Source organism: Kitasatospora sp. NPDC004531, from assembly GCF_053602195.1.
Genome location: NZ_JBSGDD010000005.1, coordinates 51,517 through 76,194, shown reverse-complemented (window position 1 = coordinate 76,194; position 24,678 = coordinate 51,517). Strand labels below are relative to the sequence as shown.

At 75.3% G+C, this 24,678-nt stretch carries 16 protein-coding genes; 8 read left to right on the top strand and 8 right to left on the bottom strand.

Translation table 11 applies throughout. The features are described 5' to 3' along the window. Nucleotides 1-10: 10 nt before the first annotated feature. The 3 genes from ACWEMJ_RS04040 to ACWEMJ_RS04030 all read right to left on the bottom strand — a co-directional run bounded on the left by ACWEMJ_RS04040 (nt 11) and on the right by ACWEMJ_RS04030 (nt 2,729). On the bottom strand, nt 11-991 hold the full coding sequence (locus tag ACWEMJ_RS04040) for a DNA gyrase subunit B (RefSeq protein ID WP_452135373.1): 981 nt from the start codon (nt 989-991) through the stop codon (nt 11-13). A 243-nt stretch (nt 992-1,234) separates the two neighbouring features. Beyond that, the gene (locus ACWEMJ_RS04035) at nt 1,235-1,999 is read right to left on the bottom strand and encodes a LamB/YcsF family protein (RefSeq protein ID WP_452135372.1); all 765 of its coding nucleotides are present in this window, start codon (nt 1,997-1,999) and stop codon (nt 1,235-1,237) included. 268 nt (nt 2,000-2,267) lie between these two features. After that, on the bottom strand, nt 2,268-2,729 hold the full coding sequence (locus tag ACWEMJ_RS04030) for a MarR family winged helix-turn-helix transcriptional regulator (protein WP_452135371.1): 462 nt from the start codon (nt 2,727-2,729) through the stop codon (nt 2,268-2,270). Nucleotides 2,730-2,839: 110 nt separating this feature from the next. On the opposite strand from ACWEMJ_RS04030, the gene ACWEMJ_RS04025 reads away from it, so the two are divergent. The 3 genes from ACWEMJ_RS04025 (at nt 2,840) to ACWEMJ_RS04015 (ending at nt 6,297) form a co-directional block, all read left to right on the top strand. Further along, nucleotides 2,840-4,279, top strand: a complete 1,440-nt coding sequence (locus ACWEMJ_RS04025) for an MFS transporter (protein ID WP_452135370.1) — start codon at nt 2,840-2,842, stop codon at nt 4,277-4,279. A 111-nt stretch (nt 4,280-4,390) separates the two neighbouring features. Then, entirely contained in the window at nt 4,391-5,455 is a 1,065-nt protein-coding gene (locus ACWEMJ_RS04020; RefSeq protein WP_452135369.1) for a DUF2804 domain-containing protein, read from the top strand. Between the two features lie 62 nt (nt 5,456-5,517). Next, a complete protein-coding gene (locus tag ACWEMJ_RS04015) occupies nt 5,518-6,297 on the top strand; it encodes a maleylpyruvate isomerase family mycothiol-dependent enzyme (RefSeq protein WP_452135368.1) in 780 nt (259 codons plus the stop codon). A 177-nt stretch (nt 6,298-6,474) separates the two neighbouring features. Here ACWEMJ_RS04015 and ACWEMJ_RS04010 read toward each other — a convergent pair whose 3' ends face one another. Further along, nucleotides 6,475-6,840 carry a VOC family protein gene (locus tag ACWEMJ_RS04010; protein ID WP_452135367.1) on the bottom strand — a complete coding sequence of 122 codons (366 nt, stop codon included), beginning with the start codon at nt 6,838-6,840 and terminating at the stop codon, nt 6,475-6,477. A gap of 128 nt (nt 6,841-6,968) precedes the next feature. Here ACWEMJ_RS04010 and ACWEMJ_RS04005 point away from each other — a divergent pair, with 128 nt between their 5' ends. Then, nucleotides 6,969-7,796 (top strand): helix-turn-helix domain-containing protein, encoded by an 828-nt coding sequence (locus tag ACWEMJ_RS04005; protein WP_452135366.1) that lies wholly within the window; start codon nt 6,969-6,971, stop codon nt 7,794-7,796. 4 nt (nt 7,797-7,800) lie between these two features. On the opposite strand, the gene ACWEMJ_RS04000 is transcribed toward ACWEMJ_RS04005, so the two are convergent. Genes ACWEMJ_RS04000 through ACWEMJ_RS03990 form a run of 3 tightly spaced genes read right to left on the bottom strand, consistent with a single transcriptional unit; the run spans nt 7,801 to nt 14,737 of the window. Further along, complete coding sequence (locus ACWEMJ_RS04000) at nt 7,801-8,751, bottom strand: ABC transporter ATP-binding protein (protein ID WP_452135365.1); 951 nt, start codon at nt 8,749-8,751, stop codon at nt 7,801-7,803. Then, entirely contained in the window at nt 8,748-11,486 is a 2,739-nt protein-coding gene (locus ACWEMJ_RS03995) for a hypothetical protein (protein WP_452135364.1), read from the bottom strand. The genes ACWEMJ_RS04000 and ACWEMJ_RS03995 overlap by 4 nt, the downstream gene beginning before the upstream one ends. Further along, a complete protein-coding gene (locus tag ACWEMJ_RS03990; RefSeq protein WP_452135363.1) occupies nt 11,483-14,737 on the bottom strand; it encodes an FtsX-like permease family protein in 3,255 nt (1,084 codons plus the stop codon). The genes ACWEMJ_RS03995 and ACWEMJ_RS03990 overlap by 4 nt, the downstream gene beginning before the upstream one ends. Before the next feature lie 157 nt (nt 14,738-14,894). Between ACWEMJ_RS03990 and ACWEMJ_RS03985 the strand changes: the two genes are divergently transcribed. Beyond that, the gene (locus ACWEMJ_RS03985; RefSeq protein ID WP_452135362.1) at nt 14,895-15,608 is read left to right on the top strand and encodes an ABC transporter ATP-binding protein; all 714 of its coding nucleotides are present in this window, start codon (nt 14,895-14,897) and stop codon (nt 15,606-15,608) included. A gap of 103 nt (nt 15,609-15,711) precedes the next feature. Here ACWEMJ_RS03985 and ACWEMJ_RS03980 read toward each other — a convergent pair whose 3' ends face one another. After that, nucleotides 15,712-16,311: a hypothetical protein gene (locus ACWEMJ_RS03980; RefSeq protein ID WP_452135361.1), complete on the bottom strand. Its 600-nt coding sequence runs from the start codon at nt 16,309-16,311 to the stop codon at nt 15,712-15,714. Between the two features lie 156 nt (nt 16,312-16,467). Here ACWEMJ_RS03980 and ACWEMJ_RS03975 point away from each other — a divergent pair, with 156 nt between their 5' ends. From ACWEMJ_RS03975 to ACWEMJ_RS03965, 3 genes are all read left to right on the top strand, one after another. Next, complete coding sequence (locus ACWEMJ_RS03975) at nt 16,468-17,988, top strand: hypothetical protein (RefSeq protein WP_452135360.1); 1,521 nt, start codon at nt 16,468-16,470, stop codon at nt 17,986-17,988. A 1,162-nt stretch (nt 17,989-19,150) separates the two neighbouring features. Beyond that, a complete protein-coding gene (locus tag ACWEMJ_RS03970) occupies nt 19,151-20,032 on the top strand; it encodes a hypothetical protein (RefSeq protein ID WP_452135359.1) in 882 nt (293 codons plus the stop codon). 49 nt (nt 20,033-20,081) lie between these two features. Continuing rightward, a complete protein-coding gene (locus ACWEMJ_RS03965) occupies nt 20,082-24,629 on the top strand; it encodes a hypothetical protein (RefSeq protein ID WP_452135358.1) in 4,548 nt (1,515 codons plus the stop codon). The last annotated feature ends 49 nt before the right edge of the window (nt 24,630-24,678 follow it).

Here is a 24,678-nt window from a genome sequence, read left to right as displayed (position 1 = left end):
CCGTGGTGCGTCACGGGTGCCGGGCCTCCAGGGCCTGTCGGACGGCCTCGGCGACGCAGGTCCGGACCTCGGGGTTGCCGAGGACGTCGCGGACGCTGCCCTCGAAGGACGGCGCGTCCAGCTTCACCGAGACGACCGCCGTCACCCGGGCGTTGGCCCCGAGCGCCGCCGTCACGCCGTCGCGGAAGCCCGCCACGTGCGTCCCGCCGCGCGTCGGGCGGGAGTTGGCGAACTGCGCCAGCTTTGGTTCGGCGTCGCCGGCCGGGGCGAGGGCGATCTCCATCGTCCCGCCCATCCGGTGGTCCGCGCGCTCGACGACCACGGCCTGCGCGGGGTCGGCGCCGAGGTGGGCGAGGAACTCGCGGACGCCGTCCGGGGCGTGGAAGCGCTCGGTGTGCGGGGCGTCGCCCCGGGCGTCGGTCAGGGTCAGGTCCAATTCGCGGTTCAGCAGGGCGAGTTCGCGGAGGCGCTCGGCCAGCGTGGCGTGGTCGAACGTGACCGTCTCGAAGATCTCCGGGTCGGGACGGAAGGTGATCGTCGTCCCGGTGTCCTCCGCCGGGCCCGTCGGGTGCAGCGCGGCGACCGGCTCGCCGCGGGCGTACTCCTGGCGGATCGTCACGCCGTCGCGCCGCTCCTCGGCGACCAGCCGGTCGCACAGCGCGTTGACCACGAACAGGCTGACGCCCATGCCGATCGAGTGGCGGTCCCAGCGGAGCCAGTAGTGGGATGCCATGACCGTCAACTGCCGCTCCAGGCCCTCCCGGTAGGTGCCGTCGTGGTCGACCCGCACGCTTCCGTCGGCCAGCAGGACGACCTCCACCCGGCGGGCGCGTCCGGCCAGCACCTCGTTCATCGCCGAATCGGCCACCTCGTCCAGCAGGTGGTGCAGTCCGCGCTCGCCGGTCGATCCGATGTACATCCCGGGCCGCTTGCGGACCGCTTCCCACCCCTCCAGCACCTCGATCGAGCTGGCGTCGTACGCGTGCGTCATGGTGTCCCCTCCGACGTCTCCGGCAGTGCCCCAACCCTAGGCGAAATCCGGGAAAACACCAGGTCAGAGGCCATGCGGAGGAGGCTTGTGGGCCCCGGCGCGCGGGGTTTGCGAGGGGGGTCGCCGCCACGCTCGCGGGTGGTGGTGGCGGGTGTGTGCGGGTGCCGTGGAGGGCGGGGAAGGGGCCGTTGCGGGCGCGTGCGGCGGCACCGGTTCGAGAAATTTTCCGGGGCGGGCCGCCGGTCAGCTGAAGGCCTCCACCCGGAGGCCCGCCGAGGCCAGCGCGCCCCTGATCCGCCAGGCGAGTTGGGCCGCGCCGGGGGTGTCGCCGTGGACGCAGAGCGAGCGGGCCCGGACGGCGATCGGCTCGCCGCCGACGGCGGTGACGACGCCGTCGCGGGCGATGCCGACGGCGCGGGCGATGACCGTCTCCGGGTCGTGCACCACGGCGTCGGGGTCGCGGCGCGGCACCAGGGTGCCGGCCCAGGTGTAGGCGCGGTCGGCGAACGCCTCGGTGACGACCGGCAGGCCCACGCCCTCCGCGACGGCCAGCAGCCGGGAGCCGGGCAGGCCGAGCAGCGGCAGCGGGCCGTCGCTGATCGCGCCGGAGCGCAGGACGCCCGAAACCACCGCCTCCGCCTGCTCGTTGTCGTGCACCACCCGGTTGTAGAGGGCGCCGTGCGGCTTCACGTACGACACCCGGGAGCCGGCCGCGCGGGCGAACACCTGGAGGGCGCCGATCTGGTACGCGACCTCGTCGGCGAGCTCCTCCGGCGGGACGTCCATGGCGCGGCGGCCGAATCCGGCGAGGTCGCGGTAGGAGATCTGGGCGCCGATCCGCACCCCGCGCTCGGCGGCCAGCGCGCACACCCGGCGCATGGTGGACGGGTCGCCGGCGTGGAAGCCGCAGGCGACGTTGGCGCTGGTGACCACCGAGAGCAGGGCCTCGTCGTCGGTGAGGCTCCAGCGGCCGAAGCCCTCGCCGAGGTCCGCGTTGAGATCAATCACCGTTTCGGCCACTTCGCCTCGTCCGCCCTTTCCCGCGCGGTCCGACCCGGGGCCCCGGGCACCCGCTCCTGGGGCGATCGTAGGGCCTGATCGTTTCGCCCGGGGGCGGCTGCCGGGTGCCCGGTGACAGGTTTTACCCGCCGGTTCCCGGACGCTGCCGCACCGGTCGGCCCGCTCGGGGGGCGGCGGGGTGCAACGCGGTCGGGGGAGCGTCCGGCGGCGCGAATTGACGCGCGGGCTCGGGCGCCGCGGTGCGGACGGGCGGGCGTCAGGCGCGCGGCCAGGGGCGGCCCTGGATCTTCTCGATGTCGCGGTTGAAGCGCTCCAGTATCGCGGCGAACGCGGCGAGGTCCTCGGCCGACCAGTCGTCGACCACCTTGGCCAGCCCGCGCAGCGAGTAGTCGCGGTCGTGGTGCAGGCGGCGCAGCCCGTCCTCGGTGATGCGCAGCTTGCGGGCCACCCCGCCGTCCGGGTCGGGGATGCGGTCGACCAGGCCCGCCCGCAGCATGGCGGCGGTCTGCCGGTTGACGGTGGAGGTGTCCAGGCCGAACGCCTCGGCGAGCTGGCCGATGGTGAGCGGGCCCTCGGTCTCGATCCGGCTGAGCAGGGTGTAGGCGCTGCGGTCGAGACTCTCGGGGCCGCTGGAGACGCGGGCCGCGGTGAGCACCTGATGGCGGCCGAGCAGCATGATCTCCCGCTCGATCAGGGCGAGTTCCTCGGTGTGCCGCATGCTCCTCCGTCCCGGGCGTCACTGTTCGGCAGCATATCCCGCGAGCAGTAAATATGTATGGTACACATTATGTGCATCATGCATATCCAGTCAGAGAAGAGAAGAACCCCATGAGTCAGGCACGCACCGGCCCCGTCGTCGGAGTGCTCGCCGGCGCGGGCATCGTGGTCTCGCTGATGCAGACCCTGGTCGTCCCGCTGATCCCCGAACTGCCGCAGCTGCTCCACACCACCGCCGCCAACGCGTCCTGGGCGATCACCGCCACCCTGCTGGCCGGCGCGGTCGCCACCCCGGTGCTCGGCCGACTCGGCGACATGTACGGCAAGCGCAGGGTGCTGCTGATCAGCCTCGCCCTGCTGGTCGTCGGCTCGATGGTCTGCGGCCTCAGCGACTCCCTCGCGCCGATGATCGTCGGCCGCGCCCTGCAGGGCGTCGGCGCCGGCGTCATCCCGCTCGGCATCAGCATCATGCGCGACGAACTGCCGCCGCAGAAGCTCGGTTCCTCGATGGCGCTGATGAGCTCCTCGCTCGGCATAGGCGGCGCGTTCGGCCTGCCGCTGTCGGCCGTCATCGCCGAGAACATCAACTGGCACGCGCTGTTCTGGATCTCCGCCGCGCTCGGCGTGCTGATCGCCGGCGCCGTCGTCGTGCTCGTCCCCGAATCGCCGGTGCGCTCCGGCGGACGCTTCGACGTGGTCGGCACCGTCGGCCTCACCATCGGCCTGGTCGCCCTGCTGCTCGGCGTCTCCAAGGGCGGCGACTGGGGCTGGGCCTCCGGCTCCACGCTCGGCATGTTCGCCGTCGCCGCCGTCGTCCTGCCGGTCTGGGGCTGGTGGGAGCTGCGCACCGAACAGCCGCTGGTCGACCTGCGCACCAGCGCCCGCCGCCAGGTGCTGATGACCAACCTGGCCTCCGTGGTGATCGGCTTCGCGATGTACGCGATGAGCCTGGTCTCCCCGCAGCTGCTCCAGCTGCCCACCAGCACCGGCTACGGCCTCGGCCAGTCCATGGTGCAGGCGGGCCTGTGGATGGCCCCCGCCGGCCTGGTGATGATGCTGCTGTCGCCGATCTCCGCCAAGCTGTCGCGCGCCAAGGGCCCCAAGGTCTCGCTGCTGGTCGGCGCCGTGATCATCACCGCCGGCTACCTCGCCGCGCTCGCCCTGATGGGCCACGCCTGGGGCGTGCTGGTGTTCTCCTGCCTGATCAGCGGCGGCATCGCGTTCGCCTACGCGGCCATGCCCGCACTGATCATGGGCGCCGTCCCGGCCTCCGAGACCGCCGCCGCCAACGGCCTGAACGCGCTGATGCGCTCCATCGGCACCTCCACCTCCTCGGCCGTCATCGGCGTGGTGCTGGCGCACCTGACCACCGACTTCCACGGCCACGCACTGCCGTCGGAGAGCGGCTTCCGCACCGCCTTCCTGATCGGCGCCGGGGCGGCCGTGCTGGCCGGCCTGGTCACCCTCGCCATCCCCGGCGTCCGCCGCGCCGCCACCCTCAGGGCGGTGCCCACCGAGCCGGCCGTCGCGGAGGGCGCGGCCGCGAAGTAGCCCGCCGCACGCCACTCGGCCCCGCCGCGTACAACTCGGCCCCGCCGCCCGTGAGTCGGGCCGCGGGGCCGAGCCTGTGCCCGCCGACGTCCGGGGCAGTAGGGTGCGCGGATGGCGACCCATGAGCGTGAGATCACCGAGCCCGTCGATCTGTGCCGGCCCGACGGGCGGCTCGACCCCGCCGCGGTCGGCTGGTCGCGGACCCCGCTGCACCGCGCCAACCTGCGGGGATGGGGGCGGACCAAGCGGTTCGAGTACTGGTGCGTCACCACGCCCACGCACCTGGTCGCGCTGACCGTCAGCGACCTGGACTTCCTCACCCTCGACGCGGTGCACTTCCTGGCCTGGGACGCCCACGGCGTGCTGGAGGACCACGAACGCACCGCCCTCGCCCCCGGATCGCCGCTGCGGCGCGGCACGCTGCCGGAGGGCGTCGCCGGCTCCGGCGGGCCGCACGGCGCGGACGTCGTGGTCGGGCCCGAGCGGCCGAGCCGCCGGCAGGTCCGGGTGGCGATCCGTCACGAGAAGGGCGGCACCCGGCTCTCCGCCCGCGCCCTCACCGCCGACCTGCGGCCGCTCGAAGTGGATCTGCTGGTCGCGCTGCCGGACGGGCACGAGACGCTGTCCGTGGTGGTCCCCTGGGACGGGAAGCGCTTCCAGTACACCTCCAAGCACACCGCCCGCCCCGCCACCGGCACCGTCCGCCTCGGCGACCGCAGCTACGCGTTCGACGAGGACGCCTGGGGCGTGCTCGACCACGGCCGGGGCCGCTGGCCGCGCTCGCTCGGCTGGAACTGGGGCGCCGCGTCCGGCCGCACCGACGGGCACGTCGTCGGGCTCCAGTTCGGCGGGCAGTGGACGGTCGGCACCGGCTCCACCGAGAACGCGCTCTGCGTGGACGGCCGACTCAGCAAGATCGGCAGCGAGCTCGACTGGGCGTACGACCCCGCCGACCCGCTCGCCCCCTGGCGGATCACCACCCCCGGCAGCGACCAGGTCGACCTCACCTTCACCCCGTTCCACGACCGCCGGGTGCGCACCGAGGCCGGGCTGCTCGCCAACCGCACCGACCAGTGCTTCGGCCACTACCGGGGCAGCATCCGCACCGACGAGGGCCACCGCGTCGCGGTGCACGGGCTGCTGGGCTGGGCGGAGGACGTCCGGATGCGCTGGTGACCGCCCGCGCCCGGGAGAAAACCACTGGTCGGCGGGCGGGCGCGGCTGGTACAACTCCCGGCGTGGAACACACTTCTGACTTCGCGGCCCCCGGTTTCGACGAGCTGCTGCGCCTGATCGACGACCGCGCGACGGCCTTCCGCGCCGCGATCGCCGCCGCGCCCGACCTCGACGCGCCGGTGCCCTCCTGCCCGGGCTGGACGCTGCGCGACCTCGCCGAGCACATCGGCGTGGGCCGTCGCGCCTGGGCCGCGACGGTCGCCGCCGGTCCGGCCGCCACCCGCAAGCTGGACCCGATCGGCCCGGCGAGCGCCCCCGAGGAGCGCGAGGCCCTGGTCGGCTGGCTCGCCGAGTCCGCCGAGCTGCTGCTCGACGCGCTGCGCGAGGCCGGGCCCGACCGCACCTGCTGGGGCTGGTGGGGCAAGTCGCAGAGCCCGCTGAACAGCGCCGCCGTCGCCCGCCGCCAGCTGCACGAGATCACCATGCACACCTGGGACGCGCAGTTCGCCGCGGGCTTCGCCGAGCCGATACCGACCGACATCGCGATCGACGGCGTGACGGAGTTCCTCGCCACCATCTGCACCACCACCGAGGCCTGGCCGCACGAGCCGTCCACCGCCGACTACCACGCCACCGAGGGCCGCTCCTGGCGCAACGCCCTCTCCGCTGCCGGCTCCACCCTGGTCCCCGTCCCGGCGGACGCCACCCCCACCGCGAGCGCCGAGGGCACGGCGAGCGACCTGCTGCTGATGTTCTACTGCCGCATCCCGGTACGGGAGTTGAAGCTCACCGGCGACCCGGAGCTGTTCGACCGGCTGTTCGCGTGGGAACCGGAGATCTGACGCCCCCGCCGGCCGCCGCCACGCCCCCACCACGCCAGGACACCCCGATTCCGGCAGGCCGCCGCCTGACCGGACTCGCGGTGTCCTGGTTCACGCCACCCGACGGCGAGCAACCCGGGCCGCCCGCCCGCCGGGAAGAGCGGCCCGGTCAGCGTCCGCGGCGCCTTCGAACTCGCCTCAGGCGGCCGGGATCAGGCAGAACGGGTGGCCCTCCGGGTCGGTGAGGACCGTCCAGTCGTCGCCGCCGGGCTGGAACTCGGGCCGCTTGGCGCCGAGGGCGAGCAGGTGGGGGACGGCGGTGGCGAGGTCGGCGACGGTGAAGTCGAGGTGCTGCTGCTTGTCGCCCTCGGGCCACTGCGGGGCGCGGTGGTCGGGGACGCGGACGAAGGACAGGCCGGGGCCGTCGGGGCCGGCCTGGAGGGCGGCGTACTCCTCGCTGCTGTCGGTGAGCTGCCAGCCGGTGGCCTGCTGGTAGAACGCGGCGAGCGCCACCGGATCGGCGCAGTCCAGCGCGACGGAGGCGAGTCGGGTAAGAACGGACACGGGTAACTCCTCACAATGGAAAGGCCGTTCGCGGCCTCGGAGAGGAGCCTGCCGCACCCCGCCCGCCCGGGTCTTGAACATCCTTGCGAGGGCCGCCGGTTGTCGGACCCGCCGGGTACCGTGCGGCGGTGCTCTCCGTCCGAACCGTCGCATCCAGGCCCGACTTCGACCTCAGCGCCGTCGCCTGCCGCAGCGACCACACCCGTTGGTCACCGCCCGAGGTGCACGGCGGCCACCGGGTGGTGCTGGTCCGCCGCGGCCGCTTCCGCCGCAGATCCGGCGGGACGGCCGCCGACCTCGACCCGAGCCTCGGCTACCTCGGGGCGCCCGGCGAGGAGGAGGCCTTCGCGCACCCGGCGGGCGGCGACCACTGCACGGCGATCACCGTCACGCCCGCGCTCTGGCGCACCCTCGCCGGGGACGCCGACCGGCCCCGGAAGGGCTCGTTCTACGTCGACCCGCCGCTCGACCTGGCCCACCGCCGGGCGCTGCGGGCCGCGCGCGACGGCGACGTCGACTACGCGCTCACCGAGCAGTTGCTCGCCCTGCTGGCCGCCACCGTCACCCGGACGGCGACCGGGCCGGCGCCCTGCGCGGACGAGCGGCCCGCCGCCGCGAAGGACCGGGCCCTGGTCGCCGCCGCCCGCGAGGCGATCGCCGCCGACCACCCGGCCTCCGGCACGCTGCTCGCACTGGCCGAACTGGTGGGCGCCTCCCCGTACCGGCTCAGCCGGGCCTTCCCCCGCGAGCTCGGCGTCTCCGTCACGCACTACCGCCACCGCGTCCGCCTGGCCAGTGCCCTCGACCGCCTGGAGGCCGGCGAGACCGGCCTGGCCGCGCTCGCCGCCGACCTCGGCTACGCCGACCAGGCGCACCTCACCCGCACCGCCCGCCGCCACCTCGGCCACACCCCGACGGCGCTGCGCCGCCTGCTGGCGGCGCCGGCCGGCGGCTGAGGCGTCAGTCGGTGTCGTCCGGGCGGAGCTCGATGTGGTCGGCCGCCAGGTCGGCGGCGACCCGGTGCTCCATGCCGAGGGCGGCGAGGAACTTGGCGGGCAGCTGGACCCGGCCGGTGCGGTCGAGCATCACGTACTCGCGCTCGCTGACGGTCTCCTGGCCGTGTTCGTCGGTGACGGTGCGGCGCAGCACCTCGCTGCTGGTGCGGCCGTCGCGGATGGCGACGGTGCGGCGGACCTCGCCGGCCACCATCGGGTCGTGGGTGACCACGACGACGGTGGTGCCGAGGTCGCGGTTGACGGTTCGGAACGCCTCGAAGATGCCGACGGCGGTCTCCGAGTCGAGCTCGCCGGTGGGCTCGTCCGCGAGCAGCACCGCCGGGTCGTTGGCCAGCGCGACCGCGATGGCGACGCGCTGCTGCTGGCCGCCGGAGAGCTCGGACGGGCGGCGCCCGCCCAGGTCGCCGATGTCCAGCGCCTCCAGCAGCTCGTCGACCCGGGCGCGCTGCTTCCGGGCGGCGCGGTGGCCGGAGCGCAGCTGCATCGGCAGGGCGACGTTCTGCGCGGCGGTCAGGAACGGCAGCAGGTTGCGGGCGGTCTGCTGCCAGATGAAGCCGACCACCTCGCGGCGGTAGCGCAGCCGCTCCTTGGCGGTCATGGCGAGCAGGTCGCAGCCGGCCACGGTGGCGCTGCCCGCGGTGGGCGCGTCCAGGCCGGCGAGGACGTTCAGCAGGGTGGACTTGCCGCTGCCGGACGCGCCGACCAGGGCCACCAGGTCGCCCCGGTCGACCGTCAGGTCCAGGCCCTGGAGCGCCTGGACCTCGATCCCGTCGGAGGAGAAGATCCGCACCAGGCGCTCGCAGCTGATCGCCAGGTCGGCCGAGACGGTGCGGGGCGCGCTGGCGGCCAGTGCCTTGCGTTGCAGCTCGTCCAGGCTCGGGGGCGGAGTGCTCATCGGTTGTCTCCCGCTCGTAGCTCGGTGGTGATCTGCCGACGGGCGGTGACGGCGGTCTCGGCCAGCACCGCGAGGGCGGCCAACAGCGCCAGCCCGAGGGCCTGTTGGAGGATCGGTGCGGCGGTCAGCCGCAGCCCGGTGGTGGTCGTGGCGCCGACCAGCGGTCCGATGTCGACGGCCGGGCCGATCAGCAGCACGCAGGCGACGGCCGTCAACGCGCCGCCGAGGGCGGCGACCAGGGCCTGCGGCAGCGCCTCCGCGAGGATCAGCGCCAGGCCCTGCCGGGGCCGCAGGCCCATGGTGCGCAGCCGGGCCAGCGTCGCGGCGCGCTCCGGCCCGGCCCGGAACAGGGTGAGCAGCACGGACAGCAGCGCGAACAGCGCGGTGGCGCCGACCGACGCCCAGAACCGGCGTTCGGCGGAGGCCTGCAGCGGGTCGCGGCCCAGCTCGGCGACCTCCCCGGCGCGGGTGCGCACCACGTGGCCGGGCTGGGTGCCGACGGCGGCCGGCCCGAGCAGCTCGACGGCCAGGGCGCGCAGCCGGGCGTCGTCGACGTCGCCGGTGGCCAGCCACTCGGTGGGCCGGCCGAAGCGCGGCATCAGGTCGGTGACCGAGCCGAGCGGCAGCAGCACGGTGGTGCCGCTCGCGCCGTTCTTGGCGGGGGTGCCGTCGGCGACGCCCGCGGTGCGCACCCGGACGGCCTCGCCGCCGGCCAGCCGCAGGCTGAACTCGCCCTCCGGCAGGTCGCTGCTGACGACGACGGGCACCGGCTTGCCGGGTTCGGCGGCCGCCAGCGGCGCCGGGTCGAACCGGCCGCGCCCGGCGACGTCGGCGACCTTCGCGTACTTGACCGGGTCGGCGACCACCACGTTGACGCGGACGGAGCCGCCGTTGTCGGCCAGCAGCACCACGTCGTCGGTGAGCCAGACCGGCAGCGAGACGTCCACGCCCGGCAGCCGGTCGGCGGCGGCGAGGAAGGAGTCCGGCAGCGTGTTGGTCGATCCGGCGCCGACCAGGGCGTCGCCGCCGATGGCGTACCGGGCGACGGTGGCGCGCTTGGCGGCCACCGTGTCCAGCACGGTCGCGCCGACCGCGCCGCAGGTCACCGCGAGCACCAGGGCGAGCAGCGGCAGCACCGAGGGGCGCGAGCGCGAGCCGCTGCCCCGGGCGGCCCGGGCCAGGCCGAGGAAGCCGATCGCGCCGGGGCGGCGCGCCGCCCAGCGGGCCAGCACGCCGATCAGCGCGGGCTGGAGGCGGGCCAGCAGCAGCGCGCCGGTCAGCGCGAACAGCAGCGGCGCGGTCACCAGCAGCGGGTCGACCCCCTCGCCGGCGGGCGACACGCCGCGCCGGGCGACCTGGGCGGCGGCCGCCACGGTGGCGACCAGCACGGCGAGTTCGGCCAGCAGGCGGCGGCGGCCGGACGGCGCGGCGCCGGCCTTCGCGCGGAGCATCAGCGCGGCGCGGACCGGGAAGGCCAGCAGCGCGAGCAGCCCGACCGAGGCGGCCGCGACGGTGGCGGGCAGCCAGCGCGGCGTGGGCAGCAGGACGAAGGCCAGCAGCGCGCCCAGCCCGGCGGCCGGCAGCACCGTCAACGCGCCCTCGCCGAGCAGCCGTTGCCAGATCCCGCCGATCGCGGCGCCGCGGGCCCGCAGCAGCCGCAGCTCGGTGGTGCGCCGCTCGGCGGTCAGCGCCGCCGCGAGGCAGAGCACCACGGCGGCGACCCCGGCCGCGCCGACCGGGCCGACGTAGCCCAGCGCGTCGATGGCGGCCTGCCGCTTCCAGGCGTTGTCGATCAGGGTCCGCAGCGGCGAGACGACCCGCACGCCGGGCCGGCCGAGGCCGGTGGTCAGCTTGACGGCCACCGGGCCGGTGGTGACGGTGGCCAGGTCGAAGGAGGTCTGCTTCAGGCGGTCGGCGCGCAGCGCGTCCACCCGCACCGGCAGCCGCCAGTAGTCCTCGACGTTGAGGCTCCAGTCGCCGATCCGGGCCACGCTCTGCGGCCCGGTCAGCGCGACGGCGTACCAGTACTGCTCCGGGCGGTCACCGGGGCCCTTGGGGGGAGTGAGGTTCATGCACGCGATGAGCGCGCAGCCGAACCGGTCCCAGAACGGGTCCGCCCGGTCGTCGACGGCGTACAGGCCGACCACCTTGATCCGGTCCGGGCGCGGCCTCTGCGGGTTGCGGTCCAGCACCGACTTGCCGCCGTCGTAGACCTTCCCGACCTCGACGCCGATGGTCCTGGCGGTGGCCTCCGACAGCGCGACCGGGATCGGGTCGCCGGCCGGCACGGCGCCGGGCCACTGACCGGACGTCAGCCGCAGGTGCTGCTCGGCCCCGTGCTGGTACTGCACGGCGAACTCGGGCTCGACGCCTTCGGGCCGGTCCAGGGCGGGGTCGCCCAGCGAGCGCGCCATGCTGCCCCGGCGTCCGTACACCGTGCCGCCCGGGTCGAGCGGGAGCACCGGGTCGACGGTGGCGCGGATGCGCTCCTCGGTGTCGTCCAGCTGCGCCGCGGGGTCGCCGCCGAGCGGGAGGCCCGCGGTGACCTCCACGCTGGTGGCGGTCGAGCCGGCCGTGTGCAGGAAGCCGCGCAGTGCGGCGTCCGCGCCCCGGTCCTGGGCGAGGGGGAGGGCGGCGGACAGGAAGACCACGGCGAAGGCCAGGGCGGCGGTGAGCAGGGCGGCCAGCGGGCCGGTGCGCAGCCGGGTGCGGACCCAAGGGGCGGGGGCGCTCATTTCTCCTCCTGGAACCGGAGCCGGGCGGCGACGTCCCGGCGGCGGCCGCCGACCAGGACGGCGGACAGCAGCGGCAGGGCGGCGGTCCCGGCCGCCAGGGCCAGCACCTGGCCGAGCGGCAGCCCCACCAGGACGTCGGGTATCGGCGGTCGGGCCGCCGGGGTCAGCACCACCAGCGGCACCACCAGGTGGGCCAGCACGGCCCCGAGCAGCAGTCCGACGCCGGTGCCGATGCCGACCAGCACGACCTGTTCGGCGGTGGCGGTGCGGCGCAGTACCCGTCGGGGCGTGCCGAGCGCGAGCAGCACCGCCGACTCGGCGGCCCGTTCGCTCGCGGAGGCGGCCGCGGCGGCGGTGAAGCCGATGGTGGCGAGGACGGCGGCGGCCAGCGCCAGCGCGGCCAGCACGCTCTGCGGGGCGGCGCTCAGCGGGTCGCCCGAGCGGGCGGCGGCGTCGTCCTCGCGCAGCGTCAGCTGCTGGGCGACCGGCCCGGAGCGCAGCGCGGCGGCGGCCTCGGCCGGGGCGCGGTCGTCGGGCCCGGCGGCGGGCAGCCACCACTCGGAGACGTACGGCAGGTCGCCGCCCCGGTCGTTCAGCCAGCGGGCGGTGCCGGGCAGGTCGAGCAGCAGCGCGCTGTCGCCGTACACGGGCAGTGCCGTGACCTGTTCGGTGATCCGGACCGGCAGGGGGGTGTTGCCGACCTGGACCTTGATCAGGTCGCCGACCCGGGCGCCGGCGGCGGTCAGGTAGGCGCGGGTCGCCAGGCCCTTGACCTCCGGGCCGGAGACGGCGCCGCCGGGCGGGTAGACCAGGGCGCGCTTGGCGTCGCGCCGGTCCGCGCCGTCGGCGGCCGGGTGGTAGACGACGGTCACCAGGTGCTCGCCGTCGGGGCCGGGGGCCACCTGGGCGGGGGAGCCGGGCGCGGCGGTCCAGGAGCCGGCCGGCGCGGGGACGGGCGCGGCCGTTCCGGCGACGGTGTCGGAGACGGCGAGGCGGCGGATCGTCACCTGCCCGGAGGTCTGGCCGGCGCTGCGGCCGTAGCTGAGGTCGATGCCGGTCAGGGTCACCGGCGCGGCGACCGAGCCGAGCGGGGCGGCGGTCAGCCGGTCCAGGTTCACCGAGACGGTCCGCTCGCCGTTGGTCGGCAGGTCCTGCACCAGGACGCGGTAGCCGGCCCCGAAGCGGTCGCGCAGCTGCAGCCACAGGTCGGGGGCGGTCGGCGGGCTCACCGCCCAGGCGGGCATGGCCGGGTCCCGGACGGGCTCGTCGAGCTGGACGGCCAGGGTGAGGTCGATGCGGGCGGGCGTGCCGGGCAGCGGCAGACCGGCCGGCTGCGGGTCGGCCAGCGGCGCGAACAGCTCGCCGACCGGCCGCTGGTCGAACAGGTCGGGCCGCACCCGCAGTTCGGCGGCGGCGCGGGCGGTGTCGGTGAGGATCACCCGGCCCTTCTTGTCGCCGGGCAGCCACTGGTCGAACCCGGCCACCGGCAGCAGCCGGTCGCCGCCGGGCAGTGCCGCGTACCGGCCGCCCTGGCCCATCGGGGGCAGCGCGGAGGCCTGGATGCGCAGGCCGCCCGCCGCGGCGAAGTCGGCCTGGTCGCGCTGCGAGTCGCGCCAGGCCGCGTGCTGGCCGAGCGCCAGCACGCCGGTGGCGACGGCCAGCACCAGCAGCAGCACCGGGCCGTTCGCCCGGCCCGGGCGGCGGGCCAGCTGCCAGCCGCCGAGCGCCGGACCGAGGCCGCGGCCGCGGGCGGCCAGCAGGGCCCCGACCCGGGCCGCGAACGGCAGCAGCCGCAGCACCAGCAGCGTCCCGGCGCACAGCGCCAGGGTGGGGGCGGCGACCAGCACCGGGTCGATGCCCAGCTGCCCGGAGGCGTTCGTCGACAGGCCGCCGGTGCGGGCGTCCAACTGCTGGTAGGCGATCACGGCGAGGACGAGCAGCGTCAGGTCGGCGCCGGAGCGGGCCACCGTGCCGACCACGGCCTGCCGGCGGGAGACCATCCGCTCGCCGCCGCGCCGCAGCACCGGCGGCAGCGCGACCAGCACCACGCAGGCCAGCGCGCACAGCGCGGCCACCGGCCACCGCACGGCGGTGTCGGTCTGCGCCAGCGGCAGCCCGGCGAGCGGGCCGTACGAGGTGAGCAGCCGCAGCAGCGGCCCGGTCAGCAGCGGGGCGAGGACGGCGGCGGGCAGCGCCAGCAGCAGCGCCTCGACGGCCGTCCAGGCGGCCAGCCGGCCGCGGGTCGCGCCGCGCGAGACGAGCAGCGCGTTCTCCCCGGACTGCCGCTCCGCGACCAGGTGCACCACCAGCAGCAGCGCGGCCCCGGCGAGCACCGCGAGCTGCAGTGCGCCGATCAGCAGACTGGACCGGGCGACCAGCATCGCCGAGCTCAACTCGCCGAGCAGGGCGGGCAGTTCGGTCTGCTGCTGGAGGTCGGGGCTGAGTCGCTTGGCGAGTTCCGGCAGGCGGTCGGCGCGGGCGCGGACCCGTTCGACGCGCTCCGGGTCGGCGGCGGAGAAGTCGGCGGTGAGCTGCGCGCCCCGGCGGCCCTGCGGCAGCAGGCCGGCGGTGAACACGCCGTCGTCCACCAGCATCGGCCCGTACGTGGTGAAGCCCTGGACCTGGATCTCGCGGCCGCCCAGCGGGTCGAGCCGCCAGTACGGGGCGTCCCGGTCGGCGACCTGGTAGACGCCGGTGACCTGCACCGTCAGCGGGAGGCCGCCGAACCGGTCGGAGAGGGTGACCTGCGCGGGCAGCGCGTCCTCGGCCAGGCCGAGCCGGCTCAGGGTGCTCTTCGGCACGGCCGCCCGGACCGTCCCGGCGGTGCCGGGGCCGGCGGCGGAGCCCTCGGCGGTCGGCCACTGGCCGGCCGTCAGCCGGACCTGCTCGTGGTCGATCCCGGCCAGCACCGTCAGGTCCGGTTCCTTGGCGGCGTTCTGCGCGCCGGGCAGCCCGTAGGAGCGGCTCAGCGCGAGCGAGCGGGTGGTGACCGGCAGCCCGTCGAACAGCTCGGCGCCGAGCGCGGCGGCCTTCGCGTCGTCCGCCGCCCGGGTGTCCACGGTGTGGTCGGCGCTCAGCTGCACCACCGGCCGGCTGCCGCCGTCGAGGTTGCGCCGCAGGCCCGCTTCGGCGACCGTGCGGTTGAAGGCGACCAGTGTGGTCAGCGCCGTTGTGGCGATCAGCACCGTGAAGAGCACCGCGGCGGCGAGCGGCAGCCGCCCGCGCAGTCGACGCAGGACAAAGCCGAGCATGTTCCCCGTTCCCCCCATTCCGGTCAGCCGGTACCGGATGGCGGACGACTCTGTCAGATTTGATCGAGCAGCGGAAGGGGCTTGCGCGAACCGTAGTTGGGGTGAGCAGAATCGATCCCTTTCCTTCACACCGCACCGCACCCGGGGGGCCGCAGGGATGACCGAGACCGACATGTCCACGCCGATGGTGGTGGTCGAGGAGCTGTGGCGCAGCTTCGGCACCGGCGAGCGGACCGTGCACGCACTGCGCGGCGTCTCCTTCACCGCCGCGCGCGGCGAGCTCACCGCCCTCAAGGGCCGCTCCGGCTCCGGCAAGACCACGCTGCTGAACCTGGTCGGCGGCCTCGACTCGCCGTCCAGCGGGCGGATCTCGCTGGACGGCACCGACCTGGCCGGCCTCGACGAGAACGGCCGGCTCGCGCTGCGCCGGGACCGGATCGGCTTCGTCTTCCAGTCCTTCGGCCTGCTGCCGACGCTGACCGCCGCCGAGAACGTCGGCGTCCCGATGCGGCTGCGCCGGCTGCCCGCCGCCGAACGCGAGGAGCGGGTGCGCACCCTGCTGGCCCTGGTCGGGCTGGCCGACCACGCCGGGCAGCGGCCCACCGAACTCTCCGGCGGCCAGCAGCAGCGGGTGGCGATCGCCCGGGCGCTGGCCAACGACCCCGCGCTGATCATCGCGGACGAGCCCACCGGCCAGCTCGACTCGGAGACCGGCCTGGCCGTGATGGAGCTGCTGCGTGCGGTCGTCCACTCGCAGGGCGTCACCGCCCTGGTCGCCACCCACGACCAGACCCTGATGGCCCAGGCCGACCGGGTGATCGAACTGCACGACGGCCGGGTGAGCCTGCCGGAGCCCGCCGCCGCGGGCTGACGGCGCCCGCGCGGGAGCGGGAGCGGGACGGGCCACCGGCTGCCGAGGCAGCGGGTGGCCCTTCGCGCGTGCGGCGGGTGGCCCTTCGCGCGTGCGGGGCGGATCAGGGGGAGGGGACGACCCGGGCGAAGTCGTGGTGGGTGCGGACGGCCTGGTCCCACTCCAGGGCACGGATCAGCCGGTGCACCACCAGCAGCGGAATGACGCCGAAGACACCGAACGACATGTCGACGAATTGCCAGAACAGCGGGATCCCGCGCAGCGGACCGCAGATCAGCGCCAGCGGAATGACGGCGCCGCAGGCGATCATCGCCCAGCGGATCACCCACACGTTGCGGACCGGGTCGCGCAGCGGGCCCCAGAAGGCGGCCGCGATCACCAGGTGCGCGAAGGCCAGCCAGTCGGTGCCGTAGGCGAGGAACGGGTGGTTGCCGTAGCCGTCGGCGACGCCGTCGCCGACCCGCTCGACCCAGGCGTCCAGGGCCGGCAGCACCCCGTCGAGGCCGCTGGCGTCCATGAAGCGCACCAGCAGGCCGGTCTCGGTCTGCAACGGGAACGCGGTCAGCCCGCTGAGCGCCAGGCAGACGATGAACAGCCACAGCCAGCGCCTGATGCGGCGTCGGACGAGCGCGGTGTCGGCGGCGGCTGCGGGCCCGGGGTCGGCGGTGGTGGAACCGCTCGGGGCGGTGGCGATGTCGGACATGGGGACTCCCCCCTCATGACGCGGGTGCCGGAGACGGCACGCGGTGTCGCGAGAAGGACTCTAGACCTGAATTTGAACGTGTTCAACACGCTGGAACAGCTCCTCCCAAAGGGGGCGTTTCGGACCTGTCCACGGAAAGCCCTAATCTTGTCCCCCGTGACCGCCATCGCAGACCAGCCCACCAGGCCCGCCCCCGGACCGGCCGCCGACGAGGGACTCGCCCGCCGGCTCAAGGCGCTCGCCTGCACCGCGCCGCTGCACGACCTCGACAGCCGCAAGGTCAACCTGGCCGGCGAGTACGCCTCGTACACGATGGCCGAGATCGGCCTCGCCGCCATCGACCTGGTCACCCTCAACATGGACTTCGACACCGGCGCCGACCGCGACATAGTCCTCAGCCGCCTCCAGCCCCGGATCGCCGCCCAGAACCCCTCACGCGCCGTCACCGAGCACGAACGGGTGGCCCGCTGGGTCCTCGAATCGCTCATCAACGTCGGCAGCGTCGACCGCGGCTTCCGCGCCGTCTACGGCACCTTCGGCCCCGACGGCGAATACACCCGCCGCGACTACGACTTCAAACTGATCGAGGAAGTCCCCGGCCAGGACGGCGGCGTCTACCTGCGCACCACCGACGAGGCCGTCAACGTCCTGGTCGGCGCCCTCGACACCGACGTGACGAGCGCTCAGATCGCCGCCGAGGTCAAACTCGAAGTCCTGATCCGCCGCGGCCGCCTCGCCGACGCCCAACTCGCCGCCGAACAGGCCCGCTACCGCACCGTCCAGTACGCCGAGACGCTGCGCCGCGCCCTGGAGGCCACCCGCCGCAACGTCCGCGCGGTGGACTGGATGGAGACCGTCCCCGACCTGATCGACGAGGCGCTCGACCACATCGCCGACCGGTACCGGCACGAGAACGCCATCCTCACCAACATCCGCAAGGCCCGCGACGAGAGCACCGACGCCGAGCACAAGCGGCGCGCCGCCGAACTCGTCGACATCGTCAAGGACTGCATCCGCCGGCACACCCAGCTCCAGACCCGCCTGCTGGAAGCCGGCCCGCTGTTCCGCGCCGAACAGGACCGGCAGGCGTTCTCCGCCCCCACCGCCCGCACCGGCATCGACCTGTACGGTCAACTCCTCGCCCCCGTCCTCACCCTGCCGCTCGCGGACGCCACCCGGCCCACCGACGCGTTCTTCGCCCGCGGCACCGGACTGCGCACCCCCGTCTCCGTCCGGGTCAGCGACCTCGTCGACCTGCTGCTCACCCCGCCCGTCGAACGCGAGCACCTCGGCGCCGAACTGCCCGAACCCGACCTGGTCGCCACCCCCGACGACAGCCGGTTCTCCGAAGCCCAGCTGGAGACCGCCCTCGACCTGCTCGACCTGCCCGCCGACGCCCCCCGCCGACTCTCCGGCCTGCTCGCCGACGCCCGCGCCCGCGGCACCGAACTCGCCGAGGACGGCGAGGAACTCGCCTACCTGGTCGCCCTGCTCGCCGTCCACGCGGCCAGCCCGCCCGTCGGCACCGCCTACCGCCAGGGCGAGGAACGCCTGCTCTTCGCCGTCGACGACGGCACCCGCCTCGACGACCCCGGCTTCGGCGGCGCCGACCTGATCGTCGGCAGCGCCCTCCTCGACGCCGCGGGCATGGCGGCCGACCGCCGGGACGCGAAATGAGAGGCCGCTACGCGGGCGGTACGTGCGGAGCTCTCGCTGCGCGGTGCGGCACAGGGGGTGCCTGCGGCACAGGCTGTGCAACGGGCTGCGCTTGCGGCACGTGCGGTGCTTTCGCTGCGCGCACACGTCGCGCGTGTGGCACACGCTGCGCTTGCGCCACGTGCAGTGCTTTCGCTTCGCGCTGCACCTGTGCCACGCGCGGCGCTCTCGCTGCGCGCTGCGGCACCTGCTGCGCTTGCGCAACGCGCTCCGCCTGCGCAACGCGCAGTGCTTGGGGCACGCGCAGTGCTTTCGCTGCGCATTGCGGCACACGTCGCACGTACGGCACACGCTGCGCTTGCGCTTCGCGGTGCGGCACAGGTCGTGCCTCTGGTACGTACGGTGCTGTCGCTTCGCGCCGCACTTGCGGCACGCGTTGTGGCACAGGTGGTGCCTGCGGCACACGCTGCGCCTGTGGCACGCGCGGTGCTTTCGCGGCGCGTTGCGGCACACGTCGCACGTGCGGCACACGCGGTGCTCTCGCTTCGTGCTGCGCCTGCGGCACACCCGGTGCCTCTGGCGCGCGCTGCGGCACAGGTCGTGATCGCGGTACGCGCAGCGTTCTCGCTTCGCGTTGCACTTGCGGCACGTGCAGCGCCTGCACCGCCCTCACTGCTTGCGGCCTGCGCAGCACCGGCATCGCCCGCAGCGTCGGCAGCCCGCAGGGCACCGGCACTGCTCGCGGCACGCGTTGTACCTGCGGTGTGCGCAGTGCTTTCGCTTCGCGTTGCAGTTGCGGCACGCGCAGCGCCTGCACCGCCCTCACCGCTTGCGGCCCGCGCGGCGTCGGCATCGCCCGAAGCACCGGCCCCGTCCACGGCCCGCGCAGTACCGGCATCGCCCGCAGCGTCGGCAGCCCGCAGGGCACCGGCATTGCTCGCGGCACGCGTTGTACCTGCGGTATGCGCAGTGCTTTGGCTTCGCGTTGCAGTTGCGGCACGCGCAGCGCCTGCACCGCCCTCACCGCTTGCAGCCCGCGCGGCGTCGGCATCGCCCGCAGCACCGGCCCCGTCCGCGGCCCGCGCGGCACCGACACCGTCCGTAGCGCCGGTGGCCCGCGTGGCACGGATGCCGTCGGCGGCCCGCGCAGCATTCGCAGCACTCGTACCGAAGGAGCACCCGCATGACCACCAGCGCCGAGGCGTGGGCACCGCAGGACGCCGAGCCGGCCGTTGCCGGGCATGCGGCGATCAGTCCGGCCGATGTCACCGAGGCCGCGCGGCTGGTGTCCTTCGGGCTGCAGGCCAAGTTGCTGCCGTCCCGGGACGCCGAGTACGCCGAGTTGGTCCGCCGGTACCGTGACGATTCGCCGTTCGCCCGGCTCGCCGACGCGGTCGCCACCGGGATGGGGCTGGTGGTGCTGGAGGTCTCGGCCCGGGCGGGCATGGCTGTCGCCGCTGCCGAGGAGTCGGTGTTCGCCGTCCGGATGGGCGACTACTCGCGTCGGGCCAACTCCGAGTCCACCGACCGCTTCCTGCACGGCCTCGCACACCTCGCCGTCGCCGCGCTCGCCTTCCCCCGCCCCGAGGACCTCGCCGACGACGGCTACCTCGGCCGGGTCACCGTCAACGGCGTGGACGCCTTCGTCCGGCAGGCGTGCCGCCGGCTGGAGGAGCGCGCCGAGGCCGAGGGCAGCAACACCGACCCGGCGAGCGCCGCCCCCGCGCTGGAGGCGGCCTGGCGGGTGTGGGCCCGCCGCTCCGCGACCGGCGCCACCAAGGACGCCCGCCGGCTGGCCGGCTCCACCACGGGCATCGTCTCCAAGGCGGTCTCGTTTTTGGTCGACTCCGGCTTCCTGCAGAAGACCTCCGACGACGCCGGCGGTACCTACCGCACCACCGCCCGCTACCAGTTGCAGGTCCGCGACCTGGCCGGCAGCGCCGCGATGGCCGAACTCCTCGACCTCGGCGTCGTCCCCGTCAGCGACGGCACCGCCACCCTGCTGCCGCCCGACGACAGCGACGAGCTGGTCGCCGACGCCGGCCTGCCGTTCCACTCGCTCTGACCCACCCCCGCCACGTTCTGAACTGACCGCTCCAGGAGAACCACCGCACATGTACGAGCTGAACCGGGTCCGCCTGTACTCGATCGGACCGGCGGGCGCCCGCTACGCCGACACGGTGCTCGACCTGCGCGGTGTCGGCGAGCCGGTCCCCGAACCGCAGCCGCAGCAGATCGGCCTGTTCGGTGAGGAGCCCGAGGGCCCGCAGCGCCGGCCCGCGCCCGCCGGCGTGCTGTTCCTGGAGAACGGCGGCGGCAAGTCCGTGCTGCTCAAGCTGATCTTCTCGGTGATGCTGCCCGGCCACCGCAACACCCTCGGCGGCGCGTCCTCCGGCGTGCTGCGCAAGTTCCTGCTCGCCGACGACTGCGGCCACGTCGCCCTGGAATGGCAGCACACCGTCACCGGCGAACTCATCGTGGTCGGCAAGGTCAGCGAGTGGCGCGGCCGCCAGGTCTCCTCCGACCCGCGGAAGTTCGCCGAGCTCTGGTACTCCTTCCGGCCCGGCACCGGCCTCACCCTGGACTCCCTCCCGGTCGCCGAACGCCCCAGCCTGGCCGGCGACCAGAAGGCCCGCGGCCGCCGCCGCACCATGAAGGGCTTCCGCGACACCCTCGCCGAGGCCGCCAAGGCCCACCCGCACCTCGACGTCACCTTCGAGGAGATCCACGACCGCTGGAACGAGCACCTCGGCGCGCTCGGCCTCGACCCCGAACTCTTCCGCTACCAGCGCGAGATGAACGCCGACGAGGGCGAGGCCGCCGGCCTGTTCGCGGTCCGCAACGACGCCGACTTCACCGACCTGCTGCTGCGCGCCGTCACCGACACCCGCGACACCGACGGCCTCGCCGACCTCGTCCACGGCTTCGCCGCCAAGCTCGGCCGCCGCGCCGAACTCACCGCCGAACGCGAGTTCACCGCCGGCTCCGTCGACCTGCTCCAGCGCATCGTCGACGCCACCGCCGGCCGCGAAACCGTCCGCGAGGGCCACCGCGCCGCCGAGCGCCGCACCCGCCGGCTCGCCCTGTCGCTGTCCGCCCGCTCCGCCGTCGAACGCGACCGCGCCCACGACCTCGCCGTCGAGGTCGCCGCCGCCGCGAGCGCCGTCACCGCCGCCGAGACCGACCGCACCCGGCACGCGCAGATCGTCGCCGAACTCGGCTACCGGCACGCCACCCTCGGCCTCGAAGCCGCCACCGCCGACGCCGGCCGGCTGCGCCGCGAACTCACCGACGCCCGCGCCCAGTTCGCCGCCTGGCAGGCCGCCGAGGCGGTCCTGCGGCACCGCGCCGCCGCCGACCGCGCCAGCCGCGTCGCCGACGCCATCCGGGAGGCCGAACTCGACGCCGCCCCCGCCCTCGCCGCCCGCGACCGCGCCGCCGGCGCCCTCGCCCGCGCCCTCGAAGCCGCCGCCCTCGGCGCCGAGACCCGCGCCGACCAGGAAGAACTGCGCGCCGACGAGCTCCAGCAGGACGGCTCCGCCGCCCAGGCCGAAGCCACCGCCGCCGCCACCGCCGCCCAGAAGGCCCGCTCCGAGGCCGAACACCTCCGCCAGCGCCTCACCGAGGTCGAGCAGGAGACCGCCGCCGCCGTCGAAGCCGGCTGGATCGACGACTCCGGCGCCGAACCCGACCCCGCCCGCGCCGCCCTGCACGCCGCCGACGCCGAACGCGCCGCCACCGAGGCCCTCGACCAGGCCCGCACCGCCGCCGAATCGGCTGCCGCCCGGGCCCGCGAAGCCGCCGCCGCCGAAGCCCGCGCCGAACTCGCCGCCGCCCGCGCCACCGACGCCCGCACCGCCGCCGAACGCGCCCTCGCCGCCGAACAGCGCACCGCCGCCCAGCTCGCCGCCGAACCCCGGCTCGCCGAACTGCTCGCCCTGACGCCCTACCAGGACGGCGCCGACGAGTCCGAAGGCTTCCTGATGCCCCGTCAACTCGACGCCAGCGCCGAGGACTTGCGCGAACTCCTCGACCAGGCCGTGGCGAGCGCCGAACGCACCCTGTTCGACCTGCGCACCGCCGCCGCCGACGACTCCCGGATCCTCGCCGCCCTCGGCGACGGCGGACTCCTCCCGCCCGGCCCCGACGTCCTCGCCACCGTCGAGTACCTCGGCGAGCAGGGCATCCCCGCCCTGCCCGGCTGGCGCTACCTCGCCCAGTCCGTCGACCCCGCCGACCACGACGCCATCCTCGCCGCCCGCCCCGAACTCGTCGACGGCGTCGTCGTCACCGACCCCGCCGCCCTCGACCGCGCCCGCGAAGCCCTCGCCGCCGCCGCCCTGCTGCCCCGCTCCACCGTCGCCGTCGGCACCGCCGCCGCCCTGATCGCCCCCATCGAGGGCGAACCCGGTTTCTTCCTCGTGCCGCCGAACCCGGCCATGCACAACGAGACCGCCGCCGACGACGAACGCCGCGAACTGCGCGCCCGCGCCACCGCCCGCGAGGAACACATCCGCGAACTCGCCGCCCGCCTCGGCGGCGACCGCGCCCTCGCCGCCCGCCTCGCCTCCTGGCACGCCAGCAGCCCGCCCGGCACCCTCGCCGAACTCGCCGAAGCCGCCGCCGCGGCCGCCGAGCACGCCGAGCACGCCGCCGCCGAACTCGCCACCCTGCGCGCCGACCACGCCGAAGCCGAAGCCGACCACCAGGCCGCCGCCGCCCGCCACGAGGAGTGCCGGGAGACCGCCCAGCGCACCCGCCGCCGCGCCGACGCCCTCGCCGGCCTCGCCTTCCGCCTGCGCGAACGCAACAACTGGACCCGCCGGCAGCGCGAACTCGCCGACGACGCCACCGAATGCGAACGCCGCCAGGCCCTGTGCACCGAACGCGCCCGCACCTGCGACGAGGACCGCCGCGCCGCCCAGCGCGCCGCCGACGACGCCCGCCGCACCGCCCGCACCCTGCGCGGCGAACGCGCCGAGATCGCCGCCGCCGACACCAGCGCCGAACCCGACTCCGACCTCGCCCCCGCCTCGCTGCCCGCCCTCCGCGAGGCCTACCGCGCCGCCGCCCAGCTCTACGAGAAGGTCGGCGTCGGCGCCGACCTGCGCGCCGAACAGGCCCGCGCCGAAGGCGACGAAGCCGCCGCCGCCGCCGAACTCGACCGCCTCAGCAACAAGGTCAAGGCCCGCGCCGAAGAACTCCTCGCCAGCCCCGACGGCGCCGACGGCCCCGCCCGCCAGGCCGCCGCCGCCCGCGCCGAGGAACTCGTCACCATCATCGAAGCCCGGGCCGGCGCCGCCGCCGAAGAGGTCGGCCGGCTGCGCGGCGACGCCGAACGCTCCGCCCCCGTCAACGGCGAAGCCCACACCGAACTCCCCGACGACCTCGTCCCCGCCGACACCGAACACGCCCAGGCCCTGCTGCGCACCGCCACCGCGCTGCTCGCCGAACGCCGCGAACGGGTCGACGCCGCCCGCACCGAACACGCCGACCTGCAAAGGACGTTGGACCAGGCGCAGGCCGCCGCCACCGACTTCGAGGAACTCGCCGGCCAACTCCGCGACGCCCTCCGGGACAACGGCGACGAGACCGAGACCGCCGACGCCTACCTCGGCGGCCTCGCCGCCGCCCGCGCCGCCGCCGCCGACACGCGGCGCGCCATGCGCACCGCCGCCACCGAACTCACCGGCGCCGAACTCGCCGTCCGCGACGCCTCCGACGCCCTCGTCCGGCATGCCAACGCCGCCCGCTACGAAGCCGTCCGCACCCCCGCCCGCCAGCAGATCCGCGAGCTGCCCGCCGCCGCCCTCCCCGACCACGCCGCCGCCTGGGCCGCCGCGTTCGCCCCCCGGCTGCGCGTCCTCACCGACGAACTCGCCCAACTGGAGCGCAACCGCTCCTCCATCGTCGACCGCCTCCGCGGCCTGGTCGAGTCCTCCCTCGCCACCCTGCGCGCCGCCCAGCGCCTGTCCCGCCTCCCCGAAGGCCTCGGCGAATGGTCGGGCCAGGAATTCCTGCGCATCCGCTTCGACGACCCGGACCACGCCGTCCTGGTCGAACGGCTCGGCGAGGTCATCGACGAAGCCACCCGGTCCGCCGTCAAGAAGAACTCCGACCTGCGCCGCGACGGCATGTCCCTGCTGCTGCGCGGCGTCGCCGCCGCGATCGGCCCCAAGGGCGTCTCGGTCGAGATCCTCAAGCCCGACGCCGTGCTGCGCGCCGAACGCGTCTCGGTCGGCCAGATGTCGGACGTCTTCTCCGGCGGCCAGCTGCTCACCGCCGCGATCGCCCTCTACTGCACGATGGCCGCCCTGCGCGCCAACGACCGCGGCCAGTCACAGCTCCGGCACGCCGGCACGCTCTTCCTCGACAACCCGATCGGCCGCGCCAACGCGACCTACCTGCTGGAGCTCCAGCGCGCCGTCGCCGACGCGCTCGGCGTCCAACTCATCTACACCACCGGCCTGTTCGACACCACCGCGCTCGCCGAGTTCCCCCTCGTCATCCGCCTCCGCAACGACGCCGACCTCCGCGCCGGCCTCAAGTACATCTCCGTCGAAGAACACCTCCGCCCCGGCCTCCCGTCCCCCCAGGACCCGGACGGCCCGACCATCCACGGCGAGATCACGGCAACACGAATGTTCCGCAAGCCGGAGTAGCGGGCAGCGAGGGTGCGAAAACAGGGGCGCGTGGGGGTACCCCCACGCG